Origin of the sequence: Crossiella sp. S99.2 (assembly GCF_023094165.1) — a bacterium.
Taxonomy (GTDB): Bacteria; Actinomycetota; Actinomycetes; order Mycobacteriales; family Pseudonocardiaceae; genus Crossiella.
Genome location: NZ_JALMDK010000003.1, coordinates 575,898 through 600,766 on the forward strand (window position 1 = coordinate 575,898; position 24,869 = coordinate 600,766).

The following is a 24,869-nucleotide window of genomic DNA, read 5'->3' on the forward strand; positions in this document are numbered from 1 at the left end:
TAGCGCACAACACCGCCCCCGGACTGACTCCCTCCTGCCTCCAGAGTGCTGGAGGCAGGGGGGCACCGAGTGCGCTGGCGGCCGGGCGGGACGGAGAACCTGGCGCTGGTACTCAACCGGCACGGCACGCTCGGCTGCTCGGTGAACTCCGCCCCGCAGCCGCGGGGCTGCGAGGTCTGTCGCTTCGATGGTCGGCCATGCCCGGCGCGACACCGGAACCAGTCGCTGTTGCACTGAAGTACAGCCGTGGCCGCAGTGGCGAAGAACTGGCGCCGACGACCAAGGGGAGCCAGGCGGGAACTGTGTGCGCTGTTTCCTGGGGATACACGCCGAGAGAGCGTGCATCCCGGGAATCCTGAGGACAATGGGAACCGATCGGTGCAGAAAAGGAGCATCACTGACCCACGCTAGTGCAATATGTCTAGATATTTGGAAATCGTTTTCTCATACATGGAGAACGCCTCTTCTATCGTTCGTTCGGATGAACTTCGGAAGCATTGTTCGGTCGCGGGAACTGCTTCATTCGGGCGCGCGTCGCAGGTATGGTGATGCCTCTGAGGGCGGGATCGAACACAATGGAGTCCAGGGGATGAGCGAGCACGGCAGGCCGCAGGCGTTCGACGAGAGGCAGATCTACCACTGGAACGGTGGAAGTTTCAGGATTGGCCCGGAAGGGGTACTGAAACTGGGGGCTGCGGTGCGCCACGTCTCCGAAAACATCTATGTCAACGTGGCGAACATGTCGGCGAAGCTGAGATTCGAGCCCGAGCTTCGGTTTCCGGCCAGCGGGATCCTGATGGAGGTCGTTCAGCAGAAGTTGGTGACAGGTACCGGCTCGCTGGTCAACCAGATCAAGCGCTACGCGCTAGTCACCCTGGGTGACGCGGTCGAGAAACTGAAGGAGACCGCGCGTGAGAGCAAGTTCACCGAAGATGCGATCACCCAAGGTTTCGGCAAGAAGCCCGAGGATCTGCCGGATCTTCCTCAGCTCAACCTCATAGATCGGCTTGTTCCGGCTGAAACTTTCGGGATCCCGGGGGCCATCAATGAGGATCTGCTCCGGGGTCTGCGACTACCCGGAATCGCACCTGAGTTGAAGGTTCAGTTCCTTCAACAGCAATCCCCGGAAAGCAGTTCCCATCTTCACGTCGTGGCGGACGCAATGGAGAAGCTGCTGGAGGAATCCGACGCGGTGCTGCGAACCTATGCCACCCGGCTGGGGGGCGAGTGGGTGTCGGAAGCGTCAGATCTGGCCCAAAGTTCCATTCGGCAGCACAGTGCTCGGGCAGCAGAATTGTCCGGCAACGCCCAGACTGCCGCCGGGCTCTTCCGTGGCCATCAGAACGCTGCGCAGGAGGCATCAAACAAGGGCGAGATGATCGCCGAGAGGCTCGCCAACCTGTGGCTGATCACGGATCCTGTTAAGAAGGAGGAGGAACGCCGCCAGCTCGACCAGGACGCCACGGCGGCGTTGGAGAGCTATCTGGCGGCCTCCCAGCGCATGGTCAGCCAGCTCCCCTACGCCTCACCACCTGCCGATCCGGACAGACTGAAGGCAGAGGAACTCCGCTCTGACTCCGATGACTCGGTCCGCACCACCACGACGACCCACCACGGCGTGCGGGGGCGCGGTGGGGACAGCGGCGAGCCTGGTTTCGGGAACCGGCCGCCCCACGATCCGCCCCTGCTGCGGCCGCCGGTGACCCCGCCACCTGTCCTCCCTCCCCCGCCGGGTGGGTTCGATCAGGTCGACCCCAGTCTGGTCCAGCCCACTCTTCCCGGCGGCGGTGCCGGCGGTCCGGGGTTCCCGCAGCCCGGTGGCGTGGGCGGCGGGCCCGGCTTGGGTGGTGGCCTGACGGGTGGGCTTGTGGGCGGGATGCTCGGCGGCGGCCTGGGTGCGGTCGGTGGCTACGGAGCCGGCGCGGGTAGAGGGGCGGGAACGACGCCATCGCCGGGTGGCCGGGCCGGGGTCGGTGCCGGCCCCGCGGGACTGCCGGGTGCGCCGCGACCTGGTGTGGCCGGAGCGGGGCCGGGCAGCCACCTGCCGTCCCCGCCGCCGACGGGCGGCGCCGGCCGCGGAGATGAGGAAGACAAGGAGCACAAGCGCCGCTACGGGCAGCCCTCCGACGAGTTCTTCGCCCTGGACCCGGGTCCGCCGCCCGCCCCGAGGGTGATCGGCGGGGGCGAGCGTTCCCGGTTCTACGCCTCCGGCCATAGCGACCCGGAGGAGTCGTGATCGCGGTGGCAACCGAGCCAGTGGAGGTTGCGACCACGGAGTTCGAGGTCTGCTGGGACAGACTGGATCTGGGGGAGTTGCCGTACCCGCTGAGCCTGCCGAGCCCGGGGGAGACCGACATACAGCGGCGAGTCCTGGAACGGGAGGCGCTCTCCGCGCTGGCCCGGCGCGGTCTGGCCGCGGCCCCCGGTCCGGGGCCGTGGCTGGAGTGGGCGTTGCAGATGCTCGCCGCCCCCTCGTGGGCCGTCGACGCCTGGTTCTACCCCCGTGGTGAGCCGAGGTTCTCAGCGCGGGCGGGTGTGCGCGGCGAGGACGCGGTGCTGGCGGTGCTGATCGGCACGCAGGTGCGGCTGCACCACCTTTCTGACCACGCCGTGCTGCCGGCGCTGGCGGAATTGACCGGCCGGGATCAGCGGCCGCGCACCGCAGGAGCCCGGCTGCCCGCTGAGGTGGTGGAGCAACTTGTCACCGCCGCGGCCGCGGACAAGCTGGCCGCGGTGGTCGAGGACCTGATCGACGACGGCGAGCCGGATGGGCAGGTCCGGGCGGCCGCCCATGCCCTGCGCGGGGTGGGTGACCGGGGCGAGTTCCGGATCGCCCTCTCCGACGGCCACGGCGGGATCAGGCGGTTGCCGGATCGGGTGCGCTGGCACACCACCGACCAGGGGCTGTTCCTGCGCGCCGAGCAGGGCGACTTCTCCACCCTGACTCCGGCCGGGCACGCCCAGGTCGTGGCCCGGCTCCGCGAGCTCGCCGAATGCTGACCCCGAGGCCGGAGAACAGGCTGACCAGGCCGGGGCGTCGGGGCCTGCCAGGACCGGGCGGAGCCCTGCCGCCGCGGTGCAAACAGCACCTCGCCCCGCCGGACCCGGCCGCCGTGGCCTGCCGGGGAAGACCTGGCGCACCCGGTCAGCGGCTCGGCCGTCCCCTTCACCACGAACCTCCGGAGACCGCATGGCCTCGATCGCTGTGGAGATCAGCGACCTGCGCGGATGGACACAGCAGAACCACCGGGCTGCTGAGGATGCCACCGCCCTGCACCGCGACAGCCAGACCCACATGCCGAAAGCCGACTTCGGCGGCGCGGACAGGGTGCTCGCTGGGGAGGTGCGGTCGCCATCGGTCTGGTCAGGGCTTGCGCACCACGTTCGGCAAGAAGGCCCGATCAAGGGGGAAACGTGACAGAGAAGCTCGCGGTCAGCGCGGACCAACTCAAGAGTGTCGGCAAGCACCTGGTGACCATCGCTGACCACGCACAACGGGACATCCGCAGCAACGGCGGCGCCCAGGACGGCGACGCGGCGGCCAACACCTCCTTCGCCGTGGCCCAGGCCTTGGCGCAGTGCGAGGACACCTGGTCGGAGGCACTCGCCGGGGTGGCCACCAAAATCGCCGTGGCCGGGGACAACCTGGAGCTCAACGCGCGCACCTACGCCGAGGCCGAAGCCGCCGCACAGGGCGGTTTCCAGCCGCGATGACCACGGTCGAGGAACTGCGCGACGCCGAACCCACGGTGTTCATCCGCGCCGCCCAGCGCTGGCAGGGCCTAGCTGACTCGATGACCGGCCGCTCCCAGGAAACCATCTACGCACTGCGCATGCTGGCCGACTGGCGTGGGTCTGCCGCCGATACGGCCAAGGGACAGCTCAGAGGCCACCGCACTCGCCTGGAGGAGCTCGCCCGCGGCCTCACCGGCATCCCGCCGGTGCTGCGCGGTGCCGGCGAGCAACTGACCCGATTGCAGACGGAGTTGCGCACCGCGCTGGCCCAGGCTCAGCTGTACCGGCTGTGGGTGGCCAGTGACGGCCAGGTGGACGGCGACAACTACCTGTCCGCTCCGCTGACCACCACCATCCGCGACATCCTGCGCCAAGCCGCCGCCGTGGACGCCGAAGCCGCGGCGGCGCTACGCCGGCTCACCCAGGACGCCACCGGTGTCACGCCCGGCGGCATCCCGTTCTGCGGCCACCTCAAAGCGAGCATCCCGGCGGCGGGCACCTCCCCGGCCGAGGTGAAAAAGTGGTGGGACGGGCTGAGTATCCCCGACCGGGAGTCCCTGCTGGCCACCGAAAGCGCCCGCATCGGGGCACTGGACGGCATCCCGGTGGTGGTCCGTGACCGGGCGAACCGGGTGGTGCTGGCCGAGTTGCACGCGAGCCTGTCCGAGGAGAAAACCCGGTTGGAGGCCAAGACACGCCGGACTAGTGACGACGAGGACCGGCTGGAGGAGTTGACCAAGAAGTTGGAGGGGCTCGGTGCCGTGGCGAAGCGGCTGGAGCCACCGAATCCGCAGCCGTCAGCGGATGGCCCGGCACAGCAGCAGGCGTTCCTGATGGGGATCAGCGCGGACGGGAACGGACGGGCCATCGTCGCGATGGGCAACCCGGACACCGCTGCCAACGTGGCCACCCTAGTGCCCGGTACGGAATCCAACCTGGCCACAGGCGAGAGCTACTTGCAGCGGGCGGACCGGATGGTGGCCGCCGCACGAGCTGCGGGGTCGGAATCGACGGCGGTGATCAGCTGGGTGGGCTATGACGCCCCGCAGAACCTCGCGGAAGCGGCGAGCACCGGGTACGCCGCCGAGGGCAAGCAGGCGCTCGCTCGTTTCCAGGAAGGACTGCGAGTCACCCATGAAGGGCAGCCCTCGCACAACACGGTGGTGGGGCACAGCTACGGCTCCACCCTGGTCGGTCACGCCGCTCGTGATCTGGGGGTGAAAGCCGACGAGCTGGTGTTCATCGGTAGCCCCGGGGTCGGAGTGAACCGGGCCGACCAGCTGAACATCTCGCCGGAGCACGTGCACGCCAGCGTTGCTGACAACGACATCATCAACATGGCCAACGTCCCTATCCCGCTGGGTGGGGGACTTGGCCATCCCCCTGTCATCCTGGATCCTCATGGCCCGGATCCGGCGGCTAAGGCCTTCGGCGGCAAGCCCTTCACCTCTGACCCGGGGACTTCCAACTGGGGTCTGCCGAGCCTCGCGGCGCACATGGAGTACTGGGAACCCGGGAGCAAGTCACTGACGAACATGGGGAAGATCATTGCCGGTCAGCCGACAAGCTAAGGGCCTGCTCATACTGGGCGTCGTGGTGGCGCTCGGTGTGGCCGCGTTGGTCGTTCACACGTGGAAGAGGACTGGAATGCAGCCGACCATCACCCAGCAAGAAGCTGCCGAACGTGCTGATGCCTACACTCGCGCGGCCATCGCCCAGCTCCCCGCCGAGGCAAAATTCACCAAGTACGAGGCCGACATCAACAACTGCTCCCTGCCGTCGGACAACGGACCCCAGGGACGAGTCATCGCGTTCACCAGCTATGAGACCAAGATGGTGCCGGTGTCGGAGTTCAACCAGTACTTCGACAAGATCAAAGACTACTGGACCCGCAACGGCTTCATCGTCCTGGACGATTCCCGGCCCAAAGACTGGTACCTGTGGGTGCAGCACCAGCCGGATGAGTTCCGGATGAGCATCCAGGGCAACGACAAGGGGCTGCTGACCATCGGCGCGGTGTCGCCGTGTGTGTGGCCGAACGGAAACCCGCCGGGCTAGCAGATCGTCGCGGCCAACTCCTGGGAGTGGAGGTGGCCGCGGCCGCCGGCGGGGTCGGTATCCTGCTGCAGTGCCTAACCGCGCGGCGCCAGCGTGCCACCGAGCGGGATGGAGACCGGTGAAAAGCGTGGGAACGATGGTCAGGCAGCCGCGGCGGCCGGTTGATCCGACGTGGTGAATCCGGGGTACCAGCGGCCGAAGTCTGCGGCGAGGTCCCGGTTGAGCACCCGGGTCTGGAGCTGGAGCAGCAGGTGCGCGCCGCGTGGCGACCAGCGCATTTGCTGCTTTTTCACCATGCGGCGACTGACCACCAAGTTGACCGTGGCCTCGGCCATGGCGCTGGAGACCACGTCGCCGTTGCGGCGGCGCTCGCCGTAGTTGGGGATCTTGTTGGCGTTGTTGGCGATGTAGCCCCGGAACTCGGCCAGCCTGGCCAGGAACGCCTGCTGCCGCTGGGCGGGCTCGGCCAGGCACTCGAAGTCCGCGACCAGGTCGCTGAGCAGGTCCGGGGCGCGGAAGGTGTTGCCGTGCCACAGGAAGTGCTTGATCCGATCCAGCGTCGCGTCGGCCGCACCGGGGGCAACACCGGCCGGGACCGGGAACTCCTCATCCTGCTCAGGTGGGGGTTCAGGCAGGGAGCGGGTCATCTGGCGCAGCACGGTCAGGCGCATGGTGATGTGGAACCAGTCCAGGTAGTGCTCGGCCTGGGGGTTGAGGTAGCGAGGCAGGTCGCGGATGTCCTCGCCGCCGTCAGTGAAGAAGGTGACCTGCTGGTTGTCCTGCAGCCCTTGTGCCCGAAGGGTTTCATGCAGCCGCCGTTTGGGTTTGGTGTCGTAGGTCTGGACGAAGGCGAAGCATTTGCCCGGCCTGCCGCCGCTCGGGGTGGAGCGGCCGGTGACGACCTCGAACCAGCCGTCGCGGCGGGAGGTCTGCTGGCTGGAGTGGGCGTAGCCGCCGTCCAGGCCGACCACCAGCGGCAGGTCCGGGCGGGGCATGGTCTCCAGGTCGCGGCCGAGCGGGAAGGTCTCGGTGAGCAGGGTGGCGGCGGTGCCGTAGGAGGTCAGCGCGGCGTACTTGGCCTCCCAGAACAGCAGTTCGGGAGTGGTGCGCTCGGGCAGCAACCGGGCCAGCGAACTGACCGTGGCCGCCTCGGCGGCGGTGCACGGGCAGCTCTTGTACCGGGGGCTGGGCAGGTGCAGCGTGCCGAATAGGGTGCGCAGCACGATCGTGCGCGAGTCCTTGCGAGGGCCACACCGTGCCGCAGTCCGGACAGGCCGCGGCCGCGGAGTTCGCCGCGGCGGCCTAGGCGGCGAGCAGGTGCTGTTGCAGGGTGGCCAGGACCTCATGCGCCTCGGCCAAGCGCAGCCCGGCGGTGGCCGGGCCAAGTTCACCCCGGTGGAGGAAGCCGGCCTCGCGGGTGGTCGGGGCGGTGCCGTCCTCGGAGTCCAGGACGATCTGGAGAGTGAGCTTCACCGTGGGCCTCCTGTCGGGGCGAGGGCGTTCAGGGCGTGGTTGCAGGCGGCGCGGTCGAACTCGTCGATCCGGCCCCAGAAGTTCAGGGCGGTCAGCTCGTCGTGGTGCTCGGTGAGGAAGTCGCGGGCCGCCTCGTCGGGCAGGTCGAGGAGTTCGTGCAGGATCTCGGCGATCCGGAACCTGGTGTGAACGCCGGCGTGCCGCTGGCGCAGGGCCAGGAACGCGGCCGGACCGCCGCAGTCCTCCGGGGGCGCGGTCCGGGCGCCACCGGTGCAGGCCGGGTACCGCTTCCCGCGCTGCGGGGCCATGATCTTCTCCACGCGCAGCTCGTGGCGCCAGCAGTCGATGAAGTCGTACTCGTAGATCCACCGCTCGCCGGTGCGGAAGGCGAAGTCGGCGAGCCGGATGGTGTGCGGGTTGTGCGGGAAGCCGGGCGTGCCGGGGCGGTTCAGGCCCTAGTCGATGCCGTGGATAGTGAAGCGGTGCAGGTGCTCATCGCTCCAGCCGAAGGCGGCCTGGAGGATCTCGTGCAGCTGCGTGATCGTGGTGTCCCCGGCCACCAGTAGGCGCCGCCAGATCAGCGGGCTGATCCCGGCCAGCACCACTCGCAGCTGGTAGGAGACCGCGGTGGCGGGTGGGCCGTCCTCGGGCACGGGTCCGAGTGTGGCCGGAGCCCGCGCTCCCCGGGCACCGCCGTGAAGATGATCTCCGGCGGTGGTCCGGGCGATGCTGGAGGTCGACGGGGAGTGACCGCATGACGATGCATGGGCACCGGCATAACCGGACATTCAGGGTATTTGCTCGGGTGATAACGGACCCGAATCGCGTTTGCCCTGTTCAGTGCGGCGGGCTGTGGCCGGTAACAGCAATTACGTCAATCCGCGCGCTTGCTGGCCGCCAGCAATGGCACTCACCGGTGACCGAGCGCGACCACGTTCCACGATGAGAAGATCTTGTCGGGACAGCTGTACGGCTACCGCCAACCGAGACCCCCGCACAGCGAGCACGCACCGTCAGCAAGCTGACCAGAGCCTTTGCATCGACCGCACCGGAGGTCCCTTCCCCGCGGTGCGGGCTTCACCCGTCCTACTGGTGCGTCCCCCGTCCCCATACAGGGGTGGCAGTTATCGAACCGTCTCCCCTTGTCGATCTGCGAATTCGAGTCCAGCGCGACCATTCCGGTTCCATTACAGGGAGTGCATGTATTCGCCATGACCTCGACAGTAGCTACTACAGGGGTCACCCACAGGCATCAGCTAGGTGATCACGGGATGGCTCGTCAACCGCGCCTTGGCCCTGCTCGGTGACCTGGTCGAGGACTTCGAGTGCCTGGACCAACCCGACCAGAAGCAGCAGGCGTTCCGGACCCGGGTGCTCAACCGGGACCTCGCCGCTGACTTCGGCCGCTGGTACCCCGGATTCATCGAGCCGGATCAACCGGCCGCCGCAGCTGCCTGACCATCGTTCCCACGCTTTTCACCGGTCTCCGAGTGCTGGCCGCCGTGCCCGTAGCGACAGCACAGCCCCGCTGGGGCGACCTTGAACAAGAATCTCTGAACGCGACAGAGCAGATCGAAAACGCGTTGTCGCGCAACGCTTTGACGTCAGTCGCGCCGCAGTCACAGGTCAGGCATACAGCCGACCGGTCCACCACAAGAAGGGAATGAAAGGCCCGCCGAACAGCTTCAAGGCAAGCTTAGAGCCGGAACGGTACGAGCCGGGTCCAGTCGCCCAGCAACGCCGCGAACCCGTCGTCGTCGCCCGGATCAAGCTTGCCGAGCACCTCCCTGTCCGTCCCGGAACTTTCGTTCAGCACGATCATGGGGGCCGACGGGTCGGTGTCCTGGGGATTCCCGACGTCCTCGTGCACGGTCACCACATAGACCTGGCCGCCGGCCAGGTCATCGTGGCCGGGCAGGACCAGGTGGGCATGCAGCGGGTCGATGTCGGTCTCGGCGCTTCCGCCGCGGGCTTCGCAGGCGGCGGCGAGCTGTTCGAGCCGGAGCAGGCGGTCCCGGGCCGCCCACCGTTCGGTCGGGGACACCAGGTACGGACCCCAGCCGCGCACGATCCAGCCCGCACCTGCTTCGGGTAGTTCGCCGGTGAGTCCGTTGCGTTCGGCGCGGGTGATCTCGCACAGCTGCCAGCCCCGGGAGGTCTCGGATTCGGGGTCCAGTCCGGTGCGGACGCGGGCCAGTACCTCGGCGCGGGCGGCGGCGTCGGTGGCGAGTTCGTCGGCGATGGTCAACCGCTGGGTGCGGCGCAGCTTGGTGAGGTTCTCGGGCAGGTCGGTGGTCAGCAGGTCGTGGGTGTCGGTGAAGCTCCACTGCTCGGTATGCCGGGCCGAGGGATCGGCGCTCAGCGGGATCAATGGGATCACCTCGGCCGTGCCTCGCAGATGCTCGATGACCGTGCTGATCCCGGCCTCGATGGCCGGGGCGGTATCCAACCAGGCGGACCCGTCCCAGGCGTTCTCCGACAACTGCGTGAGTGCGGCGGCCAGCAGCGATGCCTGGTCGTAGTCGTTGAGAGTGGTCACCTTGGTGGACAGGTCGGACCACTGGCAGGACCAGGTCGCCAGGATGGTGAACCCGGGGCCGACCGGTAGGACGCTGTAGCTGGTCAACGGATCTCTCCCGAACTTCCGCGTCGCCAAACAGGCCCTGACGCCAGGGCCGTGGCGAGATGATTGGTTCGGTAGCTCCGCGGCACGACCGCCGAGCCAGTCCGGATTTCAGCATAGCCGGTGGGGTGGCCCTCCTGGCTGGTGCCAGGAGGGCCACCCCACCGGATTGAACTACGCGGCCAGCGCCAACGGGTGAGGTTCTCCAGTCAGCGTCGACAGGGCGGTGGCGACCTCCTGTTGTTGGCCTCGGATGTAGGTTGTGGTGGCCCCGGTGTCTCCGGCCTCGTCGGTGTGGCCGGCGAAGGCGTGCGCGATCCCGTAGCCGAAGTTGCGCTCCACCCAGGTCAGGGTGGTGTGCCGCAGCCAGTGGATCGACACCTGCTGGGCCGCCGCCCACGGCAGGTGCTTGCCGATCCGGGTCCACAGGTAGTCATAGCGGCGCCGGGTGATCGGGCGACCGGTGACGTAGCGGAGCAACTGACCGTCCTTGGGTGCGCCGCGTTGTTCGCCGTGCCGGACCAAGGCGCGCATGAGGGTGGGTGAACTGGTTGCCAGCGGGCGGTCTCGCCCTTCTCCCGCAGGTAGACCAGGCACTGGGTTTCGTCGAGATCCAGGGGTCGCAGGGTGAGAGCACCGCTGCGGCGGCAGGCGGTTTCGGTGTGCAACCGCAGGATCAGCATGTCCAACTCGGGGTCGTTGCCGGTGGTGGCGGCGACCTGGTTGATCTCGGCGAGCCGGTCGTTGGCCACCGCGCACCGGGTCGAGGGCAGCCGCCGGGGCTTGGGCACCTTCAGTGCCGGGTTGCTCCCGGTCGGGATGAGTTCGTCGATTTCGGCGCGCCGGTACAAGCAGCGCAGGGCGGCGATGAAGTGTTCGGCCGCGCTACGCCCACCGCGGGAGTTACGCCGCACCAACGCCGACGCCCTGATCTCCTGGGCCAGCAGCTCGATCTCAGTCGGGGTCGGCTCATCCAGGCGGCGATTACCCCAGCGGGCGCTGATGCGTTTCCAGTAGGTGCCGTAGTTGCGGCGGGTACCCTCGCCGACCGCGTCGACGATCTTGAGGATGTACTCGTCGAAGGTGGGGACCGGCGGCTGGTCCACAGGCTTGTTGAGCAAGTCCGTTACGGAGATACCCATGGTGTCCAGCAGCACGCGGGCGGCATCGAGTTTGGCCGCGTCCGTGACGGGGGCGGGGGTGTTCATGGCCGTGCCTCCCCTGTGGTCATGGCGTTCACGAGTACGGTTCGGGCGCCGTTGGACTCCGGCGTGGTGCGGGTGGTCGGGGGTGGTGTGGGTTCGGTGAGGAGGGTGGCGGCGAGTCTGGAGGACAGGCCACGGGAACAAGCGGTGACCTCCCGCACCCAGGCCGGGGTGACCACCGTCTCGGGGGTGCGTTCACGGCGGGCGGTGTTCAGGTAGTCGTCGAAGGTGACCCGGGCAGTGGACTTCTGCCGACCACGGCCGCGCCTGTGAGAACGGGCATGTTCATGAACGTCCCCGGAAGCCTGTTCATGAACGGCCGCCGCGGTGTTGGTGGCGGTGCCGTTGCTGGCGTTCACCGAGGGTGCGGCCGGGTTCATGAACGGTGTGGCCGCGGTGTCGGTGAACGGGGTGTTGGTCGTGGTGGTGAACACGTTCGTGCTGGCTTGGGTGAGTTTTTCGTTGAGGTCGGTCAGTGCCTCGGCGGCCAGGAAGACCACCATCACCGGCACCGAGTGCAACAGCACCGGGCCCCAGGCATCCCCAGCCCAAGCAGTCCAGGTGTTCATAGCGTAGGTCGCGGCCAGCGTCGCCCACTTGGCCCGCCGTACCCACGGGCCCACAGCGACCTGGTGGCGGGCGGTGACCTGCTCAGCGCGCAAGATCGCGATCAACACCAGGCTGACCATCGGGTCCAGCAACCAGGCCGCCCACCAGATCAGCGAGAAGGCGGGGGCGCCTGCGGCGGCGAAGTGCTGGACGTTGGCCATGGTGAACAACAGCCCGAGCACGATCCCGGTCCACAGCAACACATCCACCTGGCGCCGGACGCGCTCCACGGTCTCCACGACGGTCGCCGCGTTGGCGTGGTGGGGGTTCATCTCGGCTCACCACCCAACTCTTCGCGGTAGGAGCGAGTGAGCATCTGGTCCAGCTGGGCGGGCGGGACCAGCACCAGCCGTCCCAGGGGCGGGTCGGCGGCCAGCAGGACCCGGTCACCGGTGACCAGCCCGCAGGCACGGCGCACGGTGATCGGAAGCCAGAGAGCGCCCTGGTTGCAGATCGCGAACGCACCGGCCTGGTCCGCGGTGAGCACCAGCAGGCTCCGGGCCATGCGCGCGGACAGCCGGGTTCCTGCCGGCCAGGTGAGCGCGGTGAGGATGGCACGGTTGAGGACGTAGCCGTTGCAGTCCACCGCGGAGAGCCGGTACAGGGTGGTGGCGGTGCGGGCCGGTGGGCTGGTCACGGTGGCCAGCGGCAGCTTCCGACCACCGGCACCCTGAGCGCCAGGACGCCGGGCTGGATAGCCGGACCGTCCTGATGCGACGGTCGGCGGGATGAGCGGAGCGATCAGGCTGCCGGTCATGACGACCACCGCCACAAGCAGCGGTGGGGCATGTCGCCAGAGGCAGCGGCGGGGTGCTCAAGCGTGCTTGAACACGACAACGGCTGATCTAGGGGGAACACTATCTGCTGGTGTCCGAGGGGGGACTCGAACCCCCAAACGTGGCACACCTGCGCATGGCAGGTGTTCATGGGCATAAGAGTATCCGCTGACCTGCAGGTTCGTCCAGGTGGTGGCTTCGGGAGGTTGGCCAGCGTCCCTCCACCGCTGTTGCCCTGGCCGCCGAGGCCGGGATCGGCACCGGGCACGCCGACCTGCGACCCGAGGACAAGGCCGTCCTGGTGGAGAATCCGCGCGGCGGCTGATCGGCTTGGCCATCGAGACCGCCCAGATCGCGCTGACGGGCGCGGATCTGCGGCACCTTCCACAGTTGCTGGCCCACGCCCGGTCCGCGCGCCGAGTCATGCTGTAGAACGTCGGTCTGCCCCTGGACATCATCGGGATGCTGATCCCGTTGGCTGTCTTCGGTGTCCTGGGATTGGCCACCGTGGTGTTCGTGCACGAGCTGGCCGAGGTGCTGGTCATCCTCAACGCCATCCGCGTCGCGCGCGCCAGAGCGCTGCCCGGCATCACCACTGCGGTCACGGCGACCCCGCTGGTGCTGTCCCTGGCGGTGGTCGGCGGAACTCAGCAGGACGTTTCAGGGTGCTGCGACGTTTGTTGATGTTGAGCGGGACGCCCATCCAGTCAGGCGTCCACGGGACGTGCGCAAGGTCTGCCGCGCCGTTTCCGGGGAAACCTCGCCTTCGTGAACGGCGCGGAGCAGGTGGAAGAGTTCGACCGTGTCAATGACCAGTCCGCCGGCGCTGGAGAACACCTCAACGTCCTGGTCCCGGCCGTTGAGCACCGGCTGGCGGGTGCCGGGATCCCGTTCACGGAATTGGTTGACGATGTACCAGCAGCCACTGGGCAGGACGCCGTGCTGTTGGACGTAGCGGTTGGTGAAGCGGTGGCACTGGAGCATTGCCTGGGTCGTGGCGCCCTTGCCGTAGCCCTTGACCTCGCACAGCACGATCCAGGCCGGGTCGTCGGGGTCCTGGATGTGGAGGTCTTCCAGGTAGTCGCCCGGAGCTGCGGTCAGGTCGGCGTCGGTGACGGTGAAGCCGAACTCGCGCAGTGCTCGGGCGACTGCCTGGACGAGCTGGTCGGACTGGGAGGTCAGCAAGGCGCGTTCGTAGCCGTCAGCCGCGGCCACCGCCTCGCGGAGTTCGGCCCGCACGGCTGCCTCCCGCTTGGCCAGTTCGGTCAGCATCTCCTCGCGTGCGATCGCCAACTCGGACAACGAGATGCGCAGCGAGCGCTCCTGCTTCGTCGACCACTCCTCGGCCTGGGACCAGTCAGGTACCCCAGGAAACCGTGCTGGGGCAAGGGAATGCCACTCCGCGAGAGCCGCCTTGACCCAGGCGATCGGGTCCGGGGTGTCCGGGGGCAACAGCCACGTTTCGGACTCCGCGCTGCGGCGGTAGCTTCCAGCGAGCACCGCGCCGCCGGCCGTGGCCAAGTACGGCAGCAACGGCGGCATGTTCGGCGGCGGGAGAGGCACCTCGCGCGACCAGTTACCTCTGTCCTGGAGCACGGTGAAGTAGAAGTGGCGATCTTGCCGAGCCAGTACGGCCTCCTCCAGTCCTTCATGGACTAGGGCGGCGACACGGGACGGGAGGCATTGGAATCGCTGGAGTTCTCCGCTGATGTGGGAGTTGCGCCAGCCGAAGTACGCGTTCCAATCCGGGTCGCTCTCGATGTGGTCGGACACACGCGTCTCCGCGGCCAGGTAGACCACGCTGAGGTGAGAATCGATGGAGCTGAAGCCCTCGTCGGTGACCAGGATGTCCCACTCGGCCTGCCGTACGTCGTGGGCGCGGGCGATTTTTCGCGAAGTCGGTGTGAGAGCGAGAAGTTGCTCCACCAGGTCCTCGCGGCCGTCGAAGCCCAGGACAAGCAGGCGGGGGCGTGGGCGCTGGTTGATGATCGCGCCGGGTTCCGGTGCCGGGCTCATGGCCGGTGATCATAAATCTGCGGACCGACAGTTCAGCGCAGGCTGCGGAAGCGAGTCAGGACCGCTGCCAACGCGTGACCGGGCCGCATTCACAGCGGACATGGCCCGGTGACGAAACGGTCTCCGGCGTCCTGAAACCGTGCCACCGCCGTGTCCACGAGCCGGAATGTCAGACCCGGGGCGCACACTGTTCCCATGCGGTACAGCGGTGGCGGAATGTGGAAGCGCGCCAGCGGATTCCGGATGCCCGCAGGCGCCGAGATCCTGGGAACCCAGGGCGATGTGACCAGGATGCAGGTCACCATCCCGCCCGACGAGCAGGGATTCCATGGCCGGCAGTGCCCGGCCTGCGAGGCGGTGTTCCGGGTCGACTCCGACGACTACGCGGCGCTTCCGGACGACTGCGAACTGTGGTGCGTGTACTGCGGCCATCACGCCGACCACGGTGATTTCGTTACCCAGCAACAGCAGGAGAGGCTCGTGCGGGCGGCCCGTGAGCTCGGGTTGCAGATGGTGCGCAACGGCCTTGAGGATGCCTTCCGGCGGACTGCCAGGCGGCGCCCAGCACCTCGCGGGAGGACGTTCGGTATCGACATCAGCTATCGATCCGCCCCGTACCGCCCGCAGCCGCTGCCCGACATCAACGAGGAACGGCTCATCCGCGTTCGAACCTGCGGTGGCTGCGCGCTTCGCTACGCGGTGTTCGGCGAGCATCGGTTCTGCCCCGTCTGCGGGCAGTTGCCGGCCGAGGTCGTGGCGCTGGACGCGCTCGGCGCTGACACCGCCCGGCTCGACTGCCTGGCTCAACTGCCCGCAGACACCGCGGCACCCCTCCGAGAGCAGGGCGTCTTCACCCGCATGTGGGTGGACACGTTGGAGAACCTGGTCACGGTCGTGGAGACCCTGGCTGCCGCGGTGTTCCAGGACGCTGTGGCCGACTCGGCTGCCAAGTTGAAGGGCAAGGGCAACATCTTCCAGCGGCTCGACGACACCGCGGAGTTGTTCGCCGCCGCCGGATACCCCGACCTGCGGAGCACGCTCGACCCAGCAATCTGGCAGCGACTGGTGGAGATCTGGGCTGCGCGCCATGTGTTCACCCACACCGACGGCCTGGTCGATGCCAAGTACCTGGCCAAGGTGCCGGCCAGCCAGGTCCGGATCGGCCAACGGCTGACGATCACTGAGACGATCTGCCGGCAGGCCATCGCCGACACCGAGGCGCTGTGCCGGGCGATCACCTCGCTGACCACACCCTGACCGGGGTTGTTCGCGCCGCCGCGATCCGGTCCAGGAGACCGCTCTGCTGGGGCGCGAGCGGGCGTCCGGAGAACCCTGTCGATTGGACTGGTCCGTTCAGGTAGCGCTGGAACCTCCGACGTCATACGGGGTGGCTGGTTGCTGTCTCGGCCCTGCGCAGGGAAGGAGCCGAGATGGCGCTGTGGACTGGTGCGGAGTTTGTGGGGGCGGTTGCCGCTCGTCGTCGCGGATCTGCCAGCCCGTCCAGCGGGTCGGCCGGTGGTGTCCGGTTTGCCTTCTACGGCCGGATGTCGACGACTGAGTTCCAGGAACCGCAGACATCGCGAGCTTGGCAGCGGGCGATTTCGGATGAGCTGGTTGAAGGTGCCGGCGAGGTCGTGGTCGACTATTTCGACGAGGGCCGGTCGAGGCGGTGGTCATGGTGGGACAGGCCGGCGGCCGCTGCGTTGCTGGCGGCCGCGGAGCGTCCGGATCGCGAGTTCGACGCGATCGTGGTGGGAGAGTACGAGCGTGCCTTCGAGGGTGATCAGTTCCGGCGGGTGCTGGGGCGGTTGACCGAGCTGGGTGTGCAGGTGTGGTTGCCGGAGGCCGGTGGTCCGGTGGAGCTGGACAGCCCGGTGCACCAGGCGCTGATGGTGCTGCTGGGTGCGCATGCCCGGCGCGAGGTCGCGCGAGCCCGGCAGCGGGTGGTGGCGGCCATGCGGGCGCAGGCCAGGCTGCAGGGCCGCTTTCTGGGCGGTCGCCCGCCGTATGGGTACCGGCTGGCCGACGCGGGGCCGCACCCGAACGCCATCCACGCGCGGTGGGGGCGGCGACTGCAGGTGCTGGAGCCTGACCCGGTGACGGCGCCGTGGGTGCGGTGGATGTTCGCCCAGCGCGCTGCCGGGCGGTCGGTGGCGTCGCTGGCGCGGGAGTTGAACGAGCGCGGGGTGCCGTGTCCGTCGCGTGTGGACCGGGCGCGGAACCGGCATCGGTCGGGGAAGCAGTGGATTGTGCGGACGGTGGCGGAGATTCTGGACAATCCGCGGTACACGGGCCGTCAGGTCTGGAACCGGCAGGGCAGCAAAGGCCATGGCGCCGGCGGACGGGCCGGTGGCAGGGGCTCGGGGAAGGTGAGTGTCAATCCTGTCCAGGAGTGGGAGGTGTCCGAGCGCCTGGCCCACGTCCCGCTGGTGGATGAGGCCGTGTTCGTGGCGATCCAAGGGGTCCGGGCTGCGAGGCTTACCAAGGACGGGGACCGGCGGGAATACGCGTTGGCCGGGTTGGTGGTGTGCGGGGTGTGTGGTCGCCGGCTGGACGCGCACTGGGTTCACGACCGTGCTGGTTACCGCTGTCGGCATGGCTACACCAGTGGTACGCCTCGGCCGGTTGGTGCCGCGGGCAATGTCTACGTACGCCAGGACCATCTCGTTGAGGCGTTACCGGGCTTGCTCGGGGACGCCGAGCCGGCGGCAGCGCCGGTGAGTGCGGCCGAAGACCTTCGTCGGCGTGGGCTGGAGATCGTTTGCGGGGGCCAGCGTTGGCATCTCAGGCCGGCAGTGAAACCGGAGGTGGTCGGTCCGTTGGCCGCGCTTGGTCAAGCTGCGCTGGAGCTGGACTGGAACCCAACTGGTACTGAGACGGGCTGTCGCGCATCGGTGGTGGTCAGAAACGGCGATGCACTTGTCTTGAGGCACGACGACGTCGCCCTGCTGTAGACCCCGACGGACTTGGGAATTCGTAGGGTAAGGGAGTGTCCGACGGAGTTGAACCATATCCCCAACCTGGTGCACGCCACCGACCTGCGGCTCCCTTGATGTTCGTGCCGATGGCGCTGGTCAGGTCACGTCGCGGGGTGTCCGGGGACGACGTTGCGCGGCTTGAGCACGGCCTTGCGAAACTTCAGTTCCCGATCGGTCCGGACGGCCACGTGGCGGTTCGGCCCGATCGGCTGACACCGTGCAGGAGAGCGTGGTCACGAGTGATCAGCGCCGCGAGAGCGGGGTGGCGCTCGATCACGCGAATGTGGCCGAGGTCGGTGAGCTGCACGTTCCGGCTGAGGACATCCTTGATCAGAGCGCGCAGTACGAGTGGTGATTCCGCGAGCGGTGAACAGCACGACCCTGTTGCGCTGCAAGGCTTCGGCAGCGAAGCCAGCGGCCTCCGAGTGTTCGGGGTGCTTTCGACTCGATACTCCGGGAGCCTCGGGGTCAGATCCTGTTGAGCGCGGCGACGACGGTTGGGATCATTCTGGTGATCTCGGATCGGACTGAACCGGGCGAGGTACCGCGAATTTGGACAGCCGTGGCGACATCGTCCTTGGCCACCAGCAGTGCGCAGGAGTGGAACTCGGGCTTGGCCTGCCCGCAGAAGGTGAACTGGGCTCGTGCCTCGGCGAGTGGATCAGGTGTCAACTCGTCACTGAAGGTGTAAGTCAGCTGAGAGTCTCGAAAGCTGCCGCACGCCACCAGTTCCCTGGCTCCGGCGATAGCCTCCATCGGAGCGGCTTTGGTGTAATGCACCACCAAGTGTTGCAGGACGATCAGAGACGAGCCACGGTTACGCGGGACCCACTCTGCTTGCATGGCGTGGTCGATTCGCAGATCCGCAGTCGATCGCGCTCCGCAGGCACTAACGAGTGCGAATTTGGAGTTCTCGGCCTCGACAAAAGCCGACGGCTGGGTGCCCGCGTGATAGCCCTGCTGGTCCATGGACTCTGTGGTCAGCATTGCCTGAGTCAACCGAGCAGGCGTGCTGAGGGCAGGCGAGGCCGTGGATGCCGTCGCTGAGGCCGGCAGGCCGGTGGGCACGGATACGGGACTTGAACAACCGCTGAGGGCCAGTGCCAAGCACAGCCACGCCAGAAAACATCCACGCATCGTCAACCGCCCCCTGTTGTCGTCCGCAGGGACGATAGAGCGAACAACAGAACCGGACAATGGTTGAACGCCCGCGGAGCGCGGCAGTGGAGTCGTCGACACCACTACGGCGATGTGACATGGGTCACTTGCACTCGAATGGCCCTTGTCGAGGCTGGTGTCTTACGCCAACACTTCGAGCGCTTTGGGTCACGTGGTGTCGGGGGACACGCGGTCATCACACCCACAGGGGGGAACACATGACGCGACGCTCTGCGTCGCGGCGTGCGCCTGTCCGCGCGCTGCTGTCGGCTGCTCTCGTTGGTTCGGCTGTTCTAGCCATAGTTGTTGTACCTTCCTCGGCGGTGCCGGAGATGGCCAAGCCGGCCGTTGCTGAGGCGCCTACCGAAGCGGCTGCGATGCAGGCCGCACTGGCACAAGGCTTCCGGGTCGAAGTGGCCGCACATGCCACTGAAAGCACCAAGGTCTATGCCAACCCGACTGGGACTTTCACGCTGGAACAGTCGGTGATGCCGAACCGGGTTCGACAGGGCGGCCGGTGGGCCGACGTCGACGCGACCCTTATGCGGCATGCCGACGGATCGGTCCGCCCGAAGGCCACGCTCGGTGAGGTCAGCTTCTCCGCTGGTGGGAGTGGACCGTTGTTGCGGATCTCCAACGCTGGCAAGGAGATCAGGCTTGGCTGGCGGGGAGAACTGCCTGCACCGAGTCTGGCTGGTGAGACCGCGACCTACGCTGAGGTACTCCCCGGGGTCGATCTCCGGGTGCGTGCCACACTTCGTGGGTTCGCACACGAACTCGTGGTGAAGACCCGTACGGCGGCACTCGATCCCGCATTGGCCGCCGTGACGTTCGACGTGGGTGTGACAGGTGTTCGGTTGGTCGCCGACGAGGCTGGGAATCTTCAGGCACTCGATGACGCTGGTGCGCTGGTCTACCAGGCGCCAGCGCCGGAGATGTGGGATTCCTCAGAGAGTCCGCGGCGGTCCAGAGTGGACGTTCGGCTCGACGCCGGGCAGCTCACCCTGCTGCCAGACCGTGAGCTGCTCAACAACCCGGACATCCGGTTTCCGTTGGTGATCGACCCAGACATGTCCTACATCACCCCGGAACGGGCGGGCTGGACATTGACCCGGCGCTCCCATGCGGGACAGCAGAACTGGAACATCGAACCCAGGGACGAGGACGAGCGGATCAAGGGTGTGGTGCGGGTCGGGCGGGAGACCGACCAGAACGGCACCTACCTCGACCGCTCCTTCTTCAAGTTCGATCTCGATCCGAACCTGTTGCGCGGAGCCAGGATTGAAGGTCGAACAACCGCTTTCCAGGTTTTCCAGACGTGGAAGGAAACCAACACCTGCGACCCGAGCACGGTGGATCCGGTGCTGCTGTATCTGGCCGGCGACATGGGACCCGGATCCTCCTGGAACAACCAGCCTCCGCTGCTCGGCGAGCCGCTGTCCTCGATCCGTACCACTGCCAAGCTCGGGCAGTCCTGCGGGCCGGACTGGGTCAGTTTCGGTATCGGAGGCATGATCCAGAAGGTCGCCAATGAGAGCTGGGGCGGCATTAACCTCGGTATGCGGGCCAGCAACGAAACCAGCTACGCGGGTTGGAAGAGATTTCACAGCAAGGTTCAGGACGGCTACCGCTACTATCCGCGGCTGCACATCGAGTTCAACCGGCCCCCGCACGCTCCCCAGTGGGTAGCGACCGATCCGGATCTGCGCGCCTGCCGTTGGTGCGACGGCGTGCGGTGGACTGGCAACGACTGGATCAACCTCAATGCCAAGATCGACGACCCCGACGGTGGGCAGCTGCGCGCTATCTGGGATATCGCCACACCCGAGCACCAGTGGCGTGAGCAGTGGCTGGGGGCCAACTCGGTGTACAGCACGGCGCTGGACCTGCGCGGCCTGCATGACCGGACCGTGAACTGGCGGGTGCGCGGCAACGATGGTGAGAAGGATGGCCCGATCTCTGACGGGCCGAGCTTCGCTGTCGACCGGGTTAGCCCAGACAAGCCACCAGTGGTAGCTGGCGTGCTGTACCAGGAGGACAACGCCTGGCATGGCGGTGTCGATGTGCCGGACACCTTTACCTTCACCGCCAACGGTGTCAGCGACATCGACCACTACGTGTACGGATTCGCCGATCCGCCATCTACCCCGGTAGACGCCGATGCCTTGGGCGGCAAGGCTTCCATTCAGATCACGCCGCCGCGGGACGGTCCCGTCGACCTGTATGTGCAGAGCGTGGACCGAGCAGGGCGGCGCAGCCCGACCAAGACTTACCACTTCTACGTCCGTCCCGGCGGCGGTCCCGCTTCACAGTGGGCGTTGGAGGGCAACGCCAAGGACGACTCCCCACTGGGCGGACGGCACGGCACCGTGCACGGTCAGCTCACCTGGGCGCCGGGAGCAGTGGGCGCCGCGGCCGGGTTCAACGGCTCGGATGCCGCGATCAGCGCGGCGCACACGGTGAACACCGCGGCGAGCTTCACCGTCTCAGCCTGGGTTCGTCCTGAGCGGATCGGCCCAGCGGACCAGACCGTGATTTCTCAGGACGGCAACCGGGTCGGCGGGTTCCTTCTGCAATTGAGCAAGGAAGGTCGTTGGCAGTTCGTGGCGCCCGGTGGTGACGGTGATGAAGGCGACGCCGCCCACCGGGCCACTGCCATGGCAGCAGGATCGGCCAGGCCCGGCCAGTGGGCACATGTTGCCGGTGTGGCCGACCTCAGCGCCCAGCGGATCTCGTTGTACGTCAACGGAACACTCGCCGACACAGTGCGCTATACAGGGCGTTGGAACGCCGCTGGCGATCTCCAGATCGGGCGAGGAAAGTGGCGGGGCGGCCATACCGGGTACTGGGCCGGTTGTATCGACGAGGTCCGTGTACATGACAGGGTCCTGTCCGCAGCGTCCATTCGCGCGTTGGTCAGCAGGGACAATGTCCAGCTAGGCCACTGGAAGTTTGATGACAAGGACGGCACCACCGCTCGTAACGTGGTCGACAGCGGTCAGATCGGCCAACTCGTCAACGGTGCCTTCTTCCAGGACCGTGGGGGCGCGATTGGGGGCGCGGTCAAACTTGACGGTGTCGACGACTTCGTACGTACCCACACCTCCGTAGTTGACACCGATCGCAGCTTCACGGTCAGTGCATGGGTCAAGCTCGATCGTCTGGCCGCCGACGGTGGCGCGGCCACAGTGATCAGCCAGGATGGCGAGCAGAACAGCGGGTTCATGCTGCAACAACGGGGAACCAGCTGGATGTTCGGCATGCTCAAGTCCACTGGTGGTCAGTGGGCCGGGTATGCCGCTTCCGCTGCTGACACCGCGCAGGTCGGAGTGTGGACCCATCTTGTTGGTGTCTATGACCATCCAAGCAAGGAGATCCGGCTCTCGGTCAATGGTCAGCAGGTCGGCGCCGGTCAGGTCATCGACGGCTGGAACTCGACCGGGCCACTGGTGGTGGGCAGGGCCACCTTCGGTGGGGGATCCGTCGATCATCTAGCGGGCGCGGTAGACGAACTCCGGCTGTACAGCCGGAGCCTGGTGGAGGAGGAGATCCGCGGCATCGTCAGCCGTGACGACGTCGCCGCCTCATCGTGGCAGTTCGACGGTAACACTGACGACGAATCCGGACGTGGCAGGCATGCCGCCGCACGTGGTGTGCCCGGATGGACTGCGGGCCAGGGGGATTCCCCGGATCCGCGGCGGCTGGCGATCCACCTTGACGGGGTCGATGACCACGTCGTCGCCCCGGTCCCAGCGGACACCAGTAAGAGTTTTTCTGTCGCTGGCTGGGTGAAGCTCACTGACAAGCGCGCCCAATGGGCATCGGTGGTAAGCGCGAACGGAAAGGTGACTTCCGCCTTCAACCTCGGCTACACCGGTAAGGACCTGGACCGCTGGGTGTTCGCCCTGCACGGCTCGGACAGCGACAACCCTTCGTCGGTGGTCCGGCTGGAGACACCGCAGGCGGTGCAGCAGGGAGTGTGGACCCACCTGGCCGGGGTGTACGACGCCCATGCCGGGCAGGCCCGGCTCTACGTCAACGGTGTGCTGGCCGCATCCGGTGCCTTCGCCGGTGGATTCGCCGCTACCGAGGAGTTCGACATCGGGCGGGCGCGGTGGCGTACAAGTTGGCTGGACTATTTCCCTGGTGCCGTGGACAACGTGAAAACCTACAGCCGCGCCCTGTTCGAGGACGAGGCCCGACTGCTGGCCGGTCGAGATCTCAGCCTCGTGCACAACCTACGCCTGGACGAACCCCATGGAGCCACCGCCGCGGACTCCACTGGTGCCCGCCCCGGCACACTTGGCGGCGGCGCCACCTTCACCTCCGGCCGGGCTGGCAACGCGGTCACGCTCAACGGTACGACCGCACACGTCTCGACCAAGGGGGCGGACCTGCGCACCGACGACAGCTTCACCGTCACCGCATGGGTCAACCTCAAGAACAAGAACGGTCAGGTGACCGCCGTCAGCATGGACGGCAAGCTCACCAGCAAGTTCCGTCTCGGGCATGTCGTGGACGGGGACGAACGACCTCTTGGCGCGTGGGTTTTCGAGATGCCCGAATCCGACGCGGAGAACGCGCCGGTGACCAAAGCGGCGCTGTCCACACTCAAGACCGAGCTTGACACCTGGGTGCACCTGGTCGGTGTCTATGAGAAGCAGACCAAGAAGCTGTGGCTGTACGTCAACGGCGACCGCATCGGCGACGGCACGCTCAACACGCCATGGCAGGCAGGTGGTGGTCTTCAGATCGGTCGTGCCAAGGCCTCCAGCGCGTATGAGCAGTATTGGCCGGGCAGCGTTGATGATGTCCGGCTTTACACCGGAGGCCTCGACCGGCAACGGATTTCGACGATGTACCAGTCCTATGCCGACGCCAGTGCCAAGCCGGTGCCGAAGGCAGTACCCGCGGACGGCGTGACGGTCCGGGATGAACGGGGAGCTGTCTTCAAGTTCGTCGGCGGTGCGCCCGTCTGGTTGAGCAGTTGCGCGGTGGACTGCGGCACGCCGGCGCACATCCCGAACTGGCGTATCGACCAACTGGACTCGATGAACGCGGTGCCCGCCGATGGCGCCACGATGACTGACGAGCGCCACCGGATCTACAAGGTCGTCGGCGGTGCGCCAGTCCAGCTGGCCAACTGCAATGCGGGCTGCGGCACCCCGGTGCGGGTCAACGACCGTTCGGTGGACGAACTGAACCACATGAACGCCGTGCCCAGCACTGGTGCCACGGCCAAGGACGAACGAAATCGGGTCTACATGTTCGTCGGCGGAGCCCCGGTGCGGGTCGACGACTGCGGTGCTCCCTGTGGCACGCCGGTGCCCTTGACCGACCCGAGTCTGGACACCTTCAACCACATGAACCGCAAGCCCACCAACGGAACCCTGCTCAGGGCGCCGGATGCGGTGATCGGAAGGCCGACGTCGGTATGGGTGATCGCCGGCGGTGCCCGAGTCAAGTTCGGCAGTGAGAAGGAGCTGCTCGACTCCGGATACCGGTGGGCGGATGTCCGCCCGGTACCCGAGAAGGTTCTGCTGCTGCTGCCAACCGACATCCTGGACGGCACCGTGCTCCGTTCCCTGGATTCACCGAGTACACCTCAGACCGTGTGGGTGGTCGTCCGGGGTGCCAGGGCGGGGTTCGACACCGGCAAGGAGTTCACCGATGCGGGACGCCGTTGGGAGGAGGTCGTCCAGCTGCCCTGGCGGGTGGTCGAGCAGATGCCGTTGCGCATTCCCGACAATGCCATGCTCCGTGCGGCTGACGCGCCGGATCCGCAGGCGACGTTCCTTGTCGTTGGTGGCGCGCGGTTGTGGCTGGCGTCCAACCAGGAGATGACCAGAATCGGTCGTTCGCCTGCGGAGACCGTGGTGATTCCGTGGCGGGTGCTCGGCGGCCTGTCCACGACAGTGGCTGACGGCACCCTGGTCCGTGTGCCGGAGGCAACCCAGGTGTGGCGCATCCAGGGTGGCAAACGCTGGGCCATCACTGAATGGGGCGACCCTGTGCGGGTGATTCCTCAGCGAATCCTGGACAGCTACCCGGTGGCGACTGCCTGAGGCATCGCCTACCCACGCGCCCAGTGTCGTTGCAAACAGCGCTGGGCGCCAATTCTGGACGTGGACAACTTCGTGGCACATGGAGGAATCGTGGGACGCACCTGGCAAGGGGGGCCTGGCCGGCGCCGCGGTGGTTCGAGGAACCAACCGGGGTGGCGTGGCCTGGCCAGAGT

General features: G+C 67.3%; 20 protein-coding genes and 2 pseudogenes. 12 read left to right on the forward strand and 10 right to left on the reverse strand.

Features of this window, described 5'->3' with window-relative positions:
• Nucleotides 1–589 precede the first annotated feature (589 nt).
• The 6 genes from MZC64_RS47785 (at nt 590) to MZC64_RS14040 (ending at nt 5,793) form a co-directional block, all read left to right on the forward strand.
• On the forward strand, nt 590–2,236 hold the full coding sequence (locus tag MZC64_RS47785) for a hypothetical protein (protein WP_282105235.1): 1,647 nt from the start codon (nt 590–592) through the stop codon (nt 2,234–2,236).
• Nucleotides 2,233–3,000: an ESX secretion-associated protein EspG gene (locus MZC64_RS14020; protein ID WP_247797700.1), complete on the forward strand. Its 768-nt coding sequence runs from the start codon at nt 2,233–2,235 to the stop codon at nt 2,998–3,000. Before MZC64_RS47785 ends, MZC64_RS14020 begins: the two co-directional genes overlap by 4 nt.
• Nucleotides 3,001–3,190: 190 nt before the next feature.
• The gene (locus MZC64_RS14025; RefSeq protein ID WP_247756740.1) at nt 3,191–3,418 is read left to right on the forward strand and encodes a hypothetical protein; all 228 of its coding nucleotides are present in this window, start codon (nt 3,191–3,193) and stop codon (nt 3,416–3,418) included.
• Complete coding sequence (locus tag MZC64_RS14030; protein WP_247756739.1) at nt 3,415–3,714, forward strand: hypothetical protein; 300 nt, start codon at nt 3,415–3,417, stop codon at nt 3,712–3,714. The genes MZC64_RS14025 and MZC64_RS14030 overlap by 4 nt, the downstream gene beginning before the upstream one ends.
• Complete coding sequence (locus tag MZC64_RS14035) at nt 3,711–5,306, forward strand: alpha/beta hydrolase (protein WP_247756738.1); 1,596 nt, start codon at nt 3,711–3,713, stop codon at nt 5,304–5,306. Before MZC64_RS14030 ends, MZC64_RS14035 begins: the two co-directional genes overlap by 4 nt.
• A 22-nt stretch (nt 5,307–5,328) precedes the next feature.
• Nucleotides 5,329–5,793 (forward strand): hypothetical protein, encoded by a 465-nt coding sequence (locus MZC64_RS14040; protein ID WP_247756737.1) that lies wholly within the window; start codon nt 5,329–5,331, stop codon nt 5,791–5,793.
• A 140-nt stretch (nt 5,794–5,933) separates the two neighbouring features.
• On the opposite strand, the gene MZC64_RS14045 is transcribed toward MZC64_RS14040, so the two are convergent.
• From MZC64_RS14045 to MZC64_RS14055, 3 genes and pseudogenes are all read right to left on the reverse strand, one after another.
• The gene (locus MZC64_RS14045) at nt 5,934–7,016 is read right to left on the reverse strand and encodes an ISKra4 family transposase (RefSeq protein WP_247756736.1); all 1,083 of its coding nucleotides are present in this window, start codon (nt 7,014–7,016) and stop codon (nt 5,934–5,936) included.
• 79 nt (nt 7,017–7,095) lie between these two features.
• Nucleotides 7,096–7,266, reverse strand: coding sequence for a hypothetical protein (locus MZC64_RS14050; RefSeq protein WP_247756735.1), 171 nt, complete (start codon nt 7,264–7,266; stop codon nt 7,096–7,098).
• Nucleotides 7,263–8,054: pseudogene (locus MZC64_RS14055) on the reverse strand (plasmid pRiA4b ORF-3 family protein). The gene MZC64_RS14050 and the pseudogene MZC64_RS14055 overlap by 4 nt, the downstream one beginning before the upstream one ends.
• Before the next feature lie 472 nt (nt 8,055–8,526).
• Between MZC64_RS14055 and MZC64_RS14060 the strand changes: the two are divergent.
• Nucleotides 8,527–8,724 carry a hypothetical protein gene (locus MZC64_RS14060; protein ID WP_247756734.1) on the forward strand — a complete coding sequence of 66 codons (198 nt, stop codon included), beginning with the start codon at nt 8,527–8,529 and terminating at the stop codon, nt 8,722–8,724.
• 238 nt (nt 8,725–8,962) lie between these two features.
• On the opposite strand, the gene MZC64_RS14065 is transcribed toward MZC64_RS14060, so the two are convergent.
• The 5 genes from MZC64_RS14065 to MZC64_RS14080 all read right to left on the reverse strand — a co-directional run bounded on the left by MZC64_RS14065 (nt 8,963) and on the right by MZC64_RS14080 (nt 12,460).
• The gene (locus MZC64_RS14065; RefSeq protein ID WP_247756733.1) at nt 8,963–9,892 is read right to left on the reverse strand and encodes a hypothetical protein; all 930 of its coding nucleotides are present in this window, start codon (nt 9,890–9,892) and stop codon (nt 8,963–8,965) included.
• A gap of 171 nt (nt 9,893–10,063) precedes the next feature.
• Nucleotides 10,064–10,231, reverse strand: a complete 168-nt coding sequence (locus tag MZC64_RS48650; protein ID WP_308301002.1) for a hypothetical protein — start codon at nt 10,229–10,231, stop codon at nt 10,064–10,066.
• Between the two features lie 5 nt (nt 10,232–10,236).
• Nucleotides 10,237–11,097, reverse strand: a complete 861-nt coding sequence (locus MZC64_RS14070; RefSeq protein WP_308301003.1) for a hypothetical protein — start codon at nt 11,095–11,097, stop codon at nt 10,237–10,239.
• Nucleotides 11,094–11,975, reverse strand: a complete 882-nt coding sequence (locus tag MZC64_RS14075; RefSeq protein ID WP_282105236.1) for a hypothetical protein — start codon at nt 11,973–11,975, stop codon at nt 11,094–11,096. Before MZC64_RS14075 ends, MZC64_RS14070 begins: the two co-directional genes overlap by 4 nt.
• Nucleotides 11,972–12,460 (reverse strand): AbrB/MazE/SpoVT family DNA-binding domain-containing protein, encoded by a 489-nt coding sequence (locus MZC64_RS14080; protein ID WP_247756732.1) that lies wholly within the window; start codon nt 12,458–12,460, stop codon nt 11,972–11,974. Before MZC64_RS14080 ends, MZC64_RS14075 begins: the two co-directional genes overlap by 4 nt.
• 227 nt (nt 12,461–12,687) lie before the next feature.
• Here MZC64_RS14080 and MZC64_RS14085 point away from each other — a divergent pair.
• Nucleotides 12,688–13,163, forward strand: a pseudogene (locus tag MZC64_RS14085) (cadmium-transporting ATPase); the annotation flags it as partial.
• Here MZC64_RS14085 and MZC64_RS14090 read toward each other — a convergent pair.
• Entirely contained in the window at nt 13,140–14,495 is a 1,356-nt protein-coding gene (locus tag MZC64_RS14090) for a hypothetical protein (protein WP_247756731.1), read from the reverse strand. The pseudogene MZC64_RS14085 and the gene MZC64_RS14090 overlap by 24 nt on opposite strands.
• A gap of 195 nt (nt 14,496–14,690) precedes the next feature.
• Between MZC64_RS14090 and MZC64_RS14095 the strand changes: the two genes are divergently transcribed.
• From MZC64_RS14095 to MZC64_RS14105, 3 genes are all read left to right on the forward strand, one after another.
• Nucleotides 14,691–15,752 (forward strand): hypothetical protein, encoded by a 1,062-nt coding sequence (locus MZC64_RS14095; protein ID WP_247756730.1) that lies wholly within the window; start codon nt 14,691–14,693, stop codon nt 15,750–15,752.
• A gap of 173 nt (nt 15,753–15,925) precedes the next feature.
• Nucleotides 15,926–17,449, forward strand: coding sequence for a recombinase family protein (locus MZC64_RS14100; protein WP_247756729.1), 1,524 nt, complete (start codon nt 15,926–15,928; stop codon nt 17,447–17,449).
• A gap of 241 nt (nt 17,450–17,690) precedes the next feature.
• Nucleotides 17,691–17,828: a hypothetical protein gene (locus MZC64_RS14105; RefSeq protein WP_247756728.1), complete on the forward strand. Its 138-nt coding sequence runs from the start codon at nt 17,691–17,693 to the stop codon at nt 17,826–17,828.
• Nucleotides 17,829–17,941: 113 nt separating this feature from the next.
• On the opposite strand, the gene MZC64_RS14110 is transcribed toward MZC64_RS14105, so the two are convergent.
• Nucleotides 17,942–18,460: a hypothetical protein gene (locus MZC64_RS14110; protein WP_247756727.1), complete on the reverse strand. Its 519-nt coding sequence runs from the start codon at nt 18,458–18,460 to the stop codon at nt 17,942–17,944.
• A 503-nt stretch (nt 18,461–18,963) separates the two neighbouring features.
• Here MZC64_RS14110 and MZC64_RS14115 point away from each other — a divergent pair.
• Nucleotides 18,964–24,696 (forward strand): LamG-like jellyroll fold domain-containing protein, encoded by a 5,733-nt coding sequence (locus tag MZC64_RS14115; protein ID WP_247757430.1) that lies wholly within the window; start codon nt 18,964–18,966, stop codon nt 24,694–24,696.
• Nucleotides 24,697–24,869 lie beyond the last annotated feature (173 nt).

Bases quoted from the DNA above. Each gene is read 5' to 3' on its own strand.
- MZC64_RS14075 (WP_282105236.1), bottom strand. From the start codon at position 11,975: ATGAACCCCCACCACGCCAACGCGGCGACCGTCGTGGAGACCGTGGAG.
- MZC64_RS14095 (WP_247756730.1), top strand. From the start codon at position 14,691: ATGCGGTACAGCGGTGGCGGAATGTGGAAGCGCGCCAGCGGATTCCGG.
- MZC64_RS14115 (WP_247757430.1), top strand. From the start codon at position 18,964: ATGGCCAAGCCGGCCGTTGCTGAGGCGCCTACCGAAGCGGCTGCGATG.
- MZC64_RS14025 (WP_247756740.1), top strand. From the start codon at position 3,191: ATGGCCTCGATCGCTGTGGAGATCAGCGACCTGCGCGGATGGACACAG.
- MZC64_RS47785 (WP_282105235.1), top strand. From the start codon at position 590: ATGAGCGAGCACGGCAGGCCGCAGGCGTTCGACGAGAGGCAGATCTAC.
- MZC64_RS14080 (WP_247756732.1), bottom strand. From the start codon at position 12,460: ATGACCGGCAGCCTGATCGCTCCGCTCATCCCGCCGACCGTCGCATCA.
- MZC64_RS14035 (WP_247756738.1), top strand. From the start codon at position 3,711: ATGACCACGGTCGAGGAACTGCGCGACGCCGAACCCACGGTGTTCATC.
- MZC64_RS14100 (WP_247756729.1), top strand. From the start codon at position 15,926: ATGGCGCTGTGGACTGGTGCGGAGTTTGTGGGGGCGGTTGCCGCTCGT.
- MZC64_RS14090 (WP_247756731.1), bottom strand. From the start codon at position 14,495: ATGAGCCCGGCACCGGAACCCGGCGCGATCATCAACCAGCGCCCACGC.
- MZC64_RS14070 (WP_308301003.1), bottom strand. From the start codon at position 11,097: ATGAACACCCCCGCCCCCGTCACGGACGCGGCCAAACTCGATGCCGCC.
- MZC64_RS14110 (WP_247756727.1), bottom strand. From the start codon at position 18,460: ATGCTGACCACAGAGTCCATGGACCAGCAGGGCTATCACGCGGGCACC.